Below are 6,953 nucleotides of genomic sequence, written 5' to 3'. Positions count from 1 at the left end.
CTCAAGACGTTCAGCATAGTTCATCGTTGCTTTTTGTTCAGCAAGTAGTTGCTTCTGCTCTTCTAGCACTGTGCTTAGGCGATTTACGCTTTCTTCTAGGCGGTTTTGATGTGTCATCATTGACCCTTATCTATATAATAACTTAACTATTTTTTATGTTTCAGTGAATGACTTTCAATCATACGCTGAACAAATTGCTTAACTGGGATTGAGTTTAAAATGTGTAATGCTGCCCAGCACTTCACTGAGCGTCAAAAAAACTTACGCTAGCGTTCATTGGTGACCAATGTCACACCCTTTTGGTATTGATCTGGTGAATGTCTTGTGTGCGTTGGTAATTACGGACCCCAATTTACGTAGGCTTTTAATATAATTTATTTTTAGTTATTGTTTGTTTATCACGCAAATTTATATTATCCAGAGTTACTCTTGGGTAACTTACGTAACACTTGGTTACTAGTTACCCATAACGGGTAACAGGCGTTACCTTATAAATCAGTCTATTGTCGTATTTGCTTTGTATTATCACCCGGTGTGATCCAGATCTCTTTATATTAAGCTCATCAATACCTCTCCTTCTCTATAACCATTATAAATCAATGGATACGTGGAACTTGGTCAATTAAGTTGACACCCAGTGACATTTAAATACCAGCTCGCTAAGTTAAATTTTATTCATTCCTTACTAAAGGTGTAGAAACAAGAATTAATACGTTGCTCCACAATCATTAATTCAATTTCGACATTTAATTTGTATTTAAATGCAATGAACAAATAGACGATTTTAACTAGCGACATCGCTTTTTATGTCTATATCAATAAAAGGTATTGCCCCTATGTACAATAAAGACTTCTTTATTCAGCAAGCTAAGAAATTCGGCAAGAAGCAACGTATGGTTGTTGCTGCAGCACACGACGATGCAACTCTAGATGCGGCGAATAACGCATTTAAAGAAGATATGGCTGATGTGATTCTTGTTGGTGAGCTAGCGCTAATCAACGAAGCTGCTGAGAAAGCGAATGTAGATTTGAGCAACTTCGAAATCATCGAAGCTGAAGGCCTTGAAGCAATCGCTACTGCTGCAGTAACGGCAATCGCAGAAGGTAAAGGTGACCTTCTAATGAAGGGTCTCATCGATACTTCAATTCTTCTAAAAGAAGTTCTTAAGAAAGAGCACGGTCTGCGTACTGGTAACGTACTGAGCCACGCTGGTGTTCTTTTCAAAGAAGGCGGCGACAGCTTCCACGTATTTACTGATGCGGCAATGAACATTGCTCCAAACCTCGAGCAAAAGAAAGGCATCATTAAAAACGCAGTTCAACTTGCACACTCTGTAGGCATCAAAGAACCTAAAGTGGCTAACCTTTGTGCGAAAGAAAAAGCATACGACAAAATGCCTGCGACTATGGACGCAGTTGAACTTCAAAAAGCAAACCAAAACGGCGAGATCGAAGGTTGTGTCGTTTCTGGTCCTATCTCTCTTGATATCGCGGTATCTCAATATGCTGCAAACCTAAAAGGTTACGTTGACCCTGTAGCAGGTCACGCTGACGTACTAATGGTTCCAAATATCGAAGTAGGTAACGTATTTGCTAAAGCTCTTCAATACATGGCTGGCTTTAGCATGGCTGGTGTACTGCTTGGTGCACGTATTCCAGTTGTTCTCGTTTCTCGTGCAGACGGTGAAGCTGAGAAAACCGTTTCTATCGCGCTTGCGTGTTCTGTTGCGGCGATGAGCCAACAGAAAGAAGCTGCAGAAGCATCTGCATAATTATAAATAGAAATCACAATTTAGGTTAAGAAGTAATGAAAATTCTAGCTATCAACCCAGGTTCTACGTCTACCAAAATCGGTCTTTTCGAAGGTACTACTGAAGTTTTCGAAAAAACTCTTCGCCACAGCGCTGAAGAGCTAGCTCCATTCGGTGCAATCGTAGCGAACCAAAAAGAATTCCGTAAAGAAGCAATCCTTGCAGCTCTTGAAGAAGCAGGCGTTAAAGCTTCTGAGCTATCAGCGGTAGCTTGTCGCGGTGGCGTACTTAAGCCAATCGCTGGCGGTACTTACAAAGTTGAAGATGCAGTAATTGCTGACCTACTAGAAGCTCAAATCCAACACCCAGCAAGCCTAGCTGCGATCATCGGTAAAGAAATTGCTGATGAAAATGGTATCGATGCTTTCTTCACAGATGCTCCTGTAACTTATGAACTATCTGAACTAGCGTCTTTCTCTGGCCACAAAGCAATCAAGCGTAAAGGTCGTTTCCACGCTCTTAACCAAAAAGCTATTGCTCGTCAGTTCGCTGAAGACCAAGGTAAGAAGTACGAAGATGTTAACGTTATCGTTTGCCACATGGGCGGCGGTATCACGGTTGGTGCACACATGGGTGGCCGTACTGTAGACGTAAACGATGCAGTATCTGAAGGTCCATTCACTCCTGAGCGTTCTGGTGACCTACCAACTCGCGAGCTAATCGACCTATGCTTCAGCGGCGAATACTCGCACGCAGAAATGAAAGCATTTATCCAGGGTAAAGGCGGCGCATTCAGCTACACAGGTAGTATCGACATGCGTGAAATCGAAGAGAAAGCTGAAGCTGGCGACGCTGAATTCCAACTAGTGACTGACGCTATGGCTTATCAGGTTTCTAAGCAAATCGCGGCTATGGGCGCGGTATTCGGTGGCGAGAAAATCGACGGTATCCTACTGACTGGTGGTATCGCATACAGCAAGTACATCACTGCTGAAATCACTAAGCGCGTTGAGTTTGTAGCTCCTGTAACTAAGTTCCCAGGTGAAGTTGAGCTAGAAGCACTAGTACTAGGTACATTGCGCGTAGTGAATGGCGAAGAAGCGGCTCAAACTTACGCTTAATTAAATAAAGATTAGGGCAGGCCGTGAGCCTGCTCAATGCAAGTGGTTATCCACTGAATACTTTACAGAAGGTAATTATAATGTCATTCGATATCAATAACGCACAAGGCGTTTTCGAAACTGTTGAAGCTGCAATCGAAGCAACTCACAAAGCACAAGTAGAATTCTACGCAACATCAACGAAAGAAGGCCGTGAAGCAATCCTAACGGCTATGCGTGGCGCTGTTCTAGCTAAAGCTGAAGACTTCGCAAAAATGGTTCGTGAAGAAACGAAACTTGGCCGTGTTGAAGATAAAATCGCTAAGCACCAGCTAACAGCTGCTAAGACTCCAGGTACTGAAGTTCTAGAAACTAAAGTATGGTCTGGCGACAACGGTATCTCTCTAGAAGAGCGTGCACCTTACGGTGTTATCGGTGCTGTTACTCCTGTAACTAACCCAACTGAAACTATCGTTAACAACGCTATTTCAATGCTAGCGTCTGGTAACGCGGTAACGTTCAACGTTCACCCATCTTCAAAAGTTGTTTCTGCTGTTATGATCGACATGCTAAACAAAACTATCGTTGAAGCTGGCGGTCCTGCTAACCTAATCACTATGGTTAAAGAGCCAACTCTAGAAACGCTAAACGAAATCGCTAAGTCTCCACTTATCAACATGCTAGTTGGTACAGGTGGTCCTGGTCTAGTTAAAGCAATCCTACAATCTGGTAAAAAAGGCATCGGCGCTGGCGCTGGTAACCCACCAGTAATCGTAGACGCTTCTGCTAACCTAGACCTAGCTGCGGCTGGCGTATACGGCGGTGCATCTTTCGATAACAACCTACTATGTATCGGTGAGAAAGAAGTCTTCGTTGAAGATTCAGTAGCTGACGAATTCCTAGCTAAGCTAGAAGCAACTGGCGCTTACGTTCTTTCTGCAGAAGAAGCTGAGAAGCTAACTGCACAAATCCTAACTATGGATGAAATCGACGGTGCTAAGCCATGTACTGCGCAAGAAATTGCTCGCGTATGGCACCCAGTTAAGCAACACGTTGGTCAAGACGCAGGTGAAATCCTTAAGTCAATCGGTGTTGAATCTGAGACTCGTCTAGCGGTTATGGTTGTTGAGAACGATCACCCACTAGTACACGTTGAGCAAATGATGCCAGTACTTCCAGTTGTTCGTTGCGCGAACATCGACGAAGCTATCGAGCGTGCAGTTGCTGCTGAGCGTGGTAACAAGCACTCTGCATGTATCTACTCTGGTAACATCGAGAACGTGACTAAATTCGGTCGCGCTATCAACACGACTATCTTCGCTCACAACGGCCCAACACTATCTGGTGTAGGTTTCAACGCTGAAGGTACTTCAACGTTCACTATCGCTGGTCCTACTGGTGAAGGTATCACAAACGCGTACTCGTACACTCGTGCACGTCGTTTCGCAATCGCTCAAGGCGGTCTGCGCATCGTTTAATCGATTGATACCAATCGATATGAACAAAAAAGCCGAGCTTATGCTCGGCTTTTTCGTTGTTGTGAATATAAAAACTTTAAGCTTAGAACAGGTCGTAAATACCTTCTTCGATCCCATCAATTAAGGACTGGCGTGTTTCCATCGATTGATCGTTTGGTCGGGAAATCTCACCAAAGCTTTCGTAGTACATACCATTAGGATGCTTAACAACGACAAGGTGCTCTTGACGCAGCTCTTGTTTAACCAATGTTTCAGGAATAATAGCCCAGCCTAAGTTATCGATAACGGCCTCTAGCATTTCTTGGTAATTAGAAAAGCTGATGGTGCTGCTTGAAATCGGCTTAAAGTCTTCGTGAATTTCTTCATAGAGATGCGACTGAATAATTTGACGGTGCGCACTGATGTCGGTGCTCGTAACGTTATTGAGTTTAGCCAAAGGGTGTTTTGGAGAGCACACAGCCATCATTCGAATACGGTGAAGGGCACGCACTTTGACCATAGGATCGTCACCAGAGCTGAACACCAATCCGTAAGCGAGATCTACGTGGTTGTCTTTTACTAAAGAAGGAATATCAGGGCTAGAAGCTTTAATTGCCGTTAAAGATACGTGTGGAAACGCATCGGATAGAGCAACCAATTGTTTGCGCCAGAAAGTAGAAGGCAAGGTGTCGTCGTAGGCGATTCGAATCTTATCGCTGTCACCTTGTCTGAATTGTTCTGCTTTTGAATATAAGCTTTCTGCCATGTTGAGAATATTTCGACAGTCGGGCAGTAAAGCTTCACCTGCATCGTTGAGTACCAGTCGATTCCGGGTTCTTTCAAACAGCTCGACGCCTAGCTCATCCTCCAAGCTAGAGAGGGCCATACTCAATGATGTTCGAGTTTTGCCCATTAAGTGGGCGACCTTGGTTAAAGAGCCATGGTCAGCAGTTAATGCAAAGACACGCAGCTTAGTCAAATTCATTGGTACAGATCAACCTTCAAAAATTAGCGGGAGAGTATATATTGTTAAGTATTCTCATTTCACATTTAGTGTATAACATAGTTGGCGCTGAGAGAAGTATTAACTTAACACTGACGTTTGGACCCTATATATTTAATTTAAGTTTGACTGATATGATGAACTCGATTAATAAGCCTATCAATTACATGGTTACTGACTCGACACATAAAGAGTACATTACGCTCGTTCACTAACCCAATGAATCAATATTGATGGTCAAACTTATTCATGAAGTAGAAAACGGATCCTTTTTGCTACGATTTTATTTTTTGTCTTTCCACTTTTTAAAGTGATTTACCCACGAGGTCTGTAACATGTTGAAAAAACTTGGCTTAGAAGGCTGGTTCTCAGCGCATTTTGCTTATGGCATTGTTCAAATCGTATTTATACCAATGATGGTACCTTCTTTCATTCTTGCGCGTACGGGTAGTGCTACTCAAGCGGGGCTTGCGATGGGACTGTTTGGTATTGCTGGACTTTTGGCTCCGCTTATCGGATTGCTGGCTGATAAATTTAAGGCGCACCGTTTGACTCAGGCTTTGGGTCTCATTGCTTATATGCTAGCAGGTGCAAGTTTTGTTGTTGCTGGAGAAAACTTCACCGCAATGGCGATTGGTTCTGTACTCTTCGGTGCGGGCTCGGCAATTATGCTGATGCTAAACCCAGTGTTCATCACGTTTGCGGGTCACGATACAAAAACAGAAGCAATGAAGCTTGGCCGTATGTCTCAAGTGCTTATCGTTGGTTCTCTACTTTCAGGTATCGGCTTGGCGGCAGTAACAGACGCTGGTTGGAGCTACGAAGCACGCTTCATCGCGATGATCGTGGCGGTTGCTGTACTGTTTGTGATTACTATTGCGACGAACAAAAAAGCAGCTCAGCGCATCATCGATAATGCAGACGCAATGGCTGAAGCAAATAAAGAAGATGCACCTAAAGTCAGTTTATTCAAAGTATTATTTTCAAACTTTGGTCTATTCCTTGTTGCTGTCGGTATTCTATGTGCGGGTCAGGGTGCGTTTCAGGCGCAATATCCAAACTTGCTAGAAAATGGCTATGGCGTTGCACAATCATTGTCAGCAGCAACATTGTCAGTCGCTGCGGTACTAGGCCTACTTGTTCTTGTCTTGGCTGAAAAGTACGTGGCTAAGTTTGGCTCTATTAGCCTATTTAAGTTGTGTGCTCTGATTTCTATTGCGGTAATTGGTGTGCTTTACTTTATTGCAGAAGCAGCCCTAGTGTTGCCTTACGTTCTGCCATTGGCGTTGGTTCTAGTCTACCTGCAAGGTATTACTATCACTGACATGATTTCTCCTGCAATCGCTGCTCGACTAACGCTCGTTGGCGGTGGCTATACTCAAGGTCTAATGATGTTCTTTATCTCGTTGGGTTTTGGCCTAGGAAGCGTTGTAAGTGGTGTTGCTGTTGATGGTTACGGTTGGTCAGCACTGCCATTAGCGATTCTTGGACTTACAGTAGTTTCTTACATCTGTATCTTGATTGTGGCAAGAAAGCAAAAGACAGTGGTTGCTAAAGAGCAAGTGGCTAAAGAAGCGACAGCGTAATTAGCATAACCCTCTAATCGAGCTTGGCATTTGCCAAGCTTTTTTTTTTCCAAGAA

General features: G+C 43.5%; 5 protein-coding genes. 4 read left to right on the top strand and 1 reads right to left on the bottom strand.

Features of this window, described 5'->3' with window-relative positions:
* Positions 1-836: 836 nt before the first annotated feature.
* The 3 genes from LNL84_RS14130 to LNL84_RS14120 all read left to right on the top strand — a co-directional run bounded on the left by LNL84_RS14130 (position 837) and on the right by LNL84_RS14120 (position 4,329).
* Positions 837-1,772 carry a phosphate acyltransferase gene (locus LNL84_RS14130; protein ID WP_244358213.1) on the top strand — a complete coding sequence of 312 codons (936 nt, stop codon included), beginning with the start codon at positions 837-839 and terminating at the stop codon, positions 1,770-1,772.
* A 35-nt stretch (positions 1,773-1,807) separates the two neighbouring features.
* Positions 1,808-2,872, top strand: a complete 1,065-nt coding sequence (gene buk, locus LNL84_RS14125; protein ID WP_244358212.1) for a butyrate kinase — start codon at positions 1,808-1,810, stop codon at positions 2,870-2,872.
* 80 nt (positions 2,873-2,952) lie between these two features.
* The gene (locus LNL84_RS14120; RefSeq protein WP_244358211.1) at positions 2,953-4,329 is read left to right on the top strand and encodes an aldehyde dehydrogenase; all 1,377 of its coding nucleotides are present in this window, start codon (positions 2,953-2,955) and stop codon (positions 4,327-4,329) included.
* An 82-nt stretch (positions 4,330-4,411) separates the two neighbouring features.
* Here the strand turns inward: LNL84_RS14120 and LNL84_RS14115 are convergent, their stop codons facing one another.
* Positions 4,412-5,293 carry a LysR family transcriptional regulator gene (locus LNL84_RS14115; protein WP_244358210.1) on the bottom strand — a complete coding sequence of 294 codons (882 nt, stop codon included), beginning with the start codon at positions 5,291-5,293 and terminating at the stop codon, positions 4,412-4,414.
* Positions 5,294-5,646: 353 nt separating this feature from the next.
* Between LNL84_RS14115 and LNL84_RS14110 the strand changes: the two genes are divergently transcribed.
* Positions 5,647-6,897 carry an MFS transporter gene (locus tag LNL84_RS14110; RefSeq protein ID WP_244358209.1) on the top strand — a complete coding sequence of 417 codons (1,251 nt, stop codon included), beginning with the start codon at positions 5,647-5,649 and terminating at the stop codon, positions 6,895-6,897.
* The last annotated feature ends 56 nt before the right edge of the window (positions 6,898-6,953 follow it).

Source organism: Vibrio gelatinilyticus, assembly GCF_022836845.1.
In the GTDB taxonomy this organism is placed as follows: Bacteria; Pseudomonadota; Gammaproteobacteria; order Enterobacterales; family Vibrionaceae; genus Vibrio; species Vibrio gelatinilyticus.
The sequence above is the reverse complement of the archived record's forward strand: the minus strand, read 5'-3'. Positions and strand labels throughout refer to the sequence as shown.

Excerpts from the sequence above, each read along its gene's own strand:
- LNL84_RS14130 (WP_244358213.1), top strand. The coding sequence starts at position 837 with ATGTACAATAAAGACTTCTTTATTCAGCAAGCTAAGAAATTCGGCAAG.
- buk (WP_244358212.1), top strand. The coding sequence starts at position 1,808 with ATGAAAATTCTAGCTATCAACCCAGGTTCTACGTCTACCAAAATCGGT.
- LNL84_RS14120 (WP_244358211.1), top strand. The coding sequence starts at position 2,953 with ATGTCATTCGATATCAATAACGCACAAGGCGTTTTCGAAACTGTTGAA.
- LNL84_RS14115 (WP_244358210.1), bottom strand. The coding sequence starts at position 5,293 with ATGAATTTGACTAAGCTGCGTGTCTTTGCATTAACTGCTGACCATGGC.
- LNL84_RS14110 (WP_244358209.1), top strand. The coding sequence starts at position 5,647 with ATGTTGAAAAAACTTGGCTTAGAAGGCTGGTTCTCAGCGCATTTTGCT.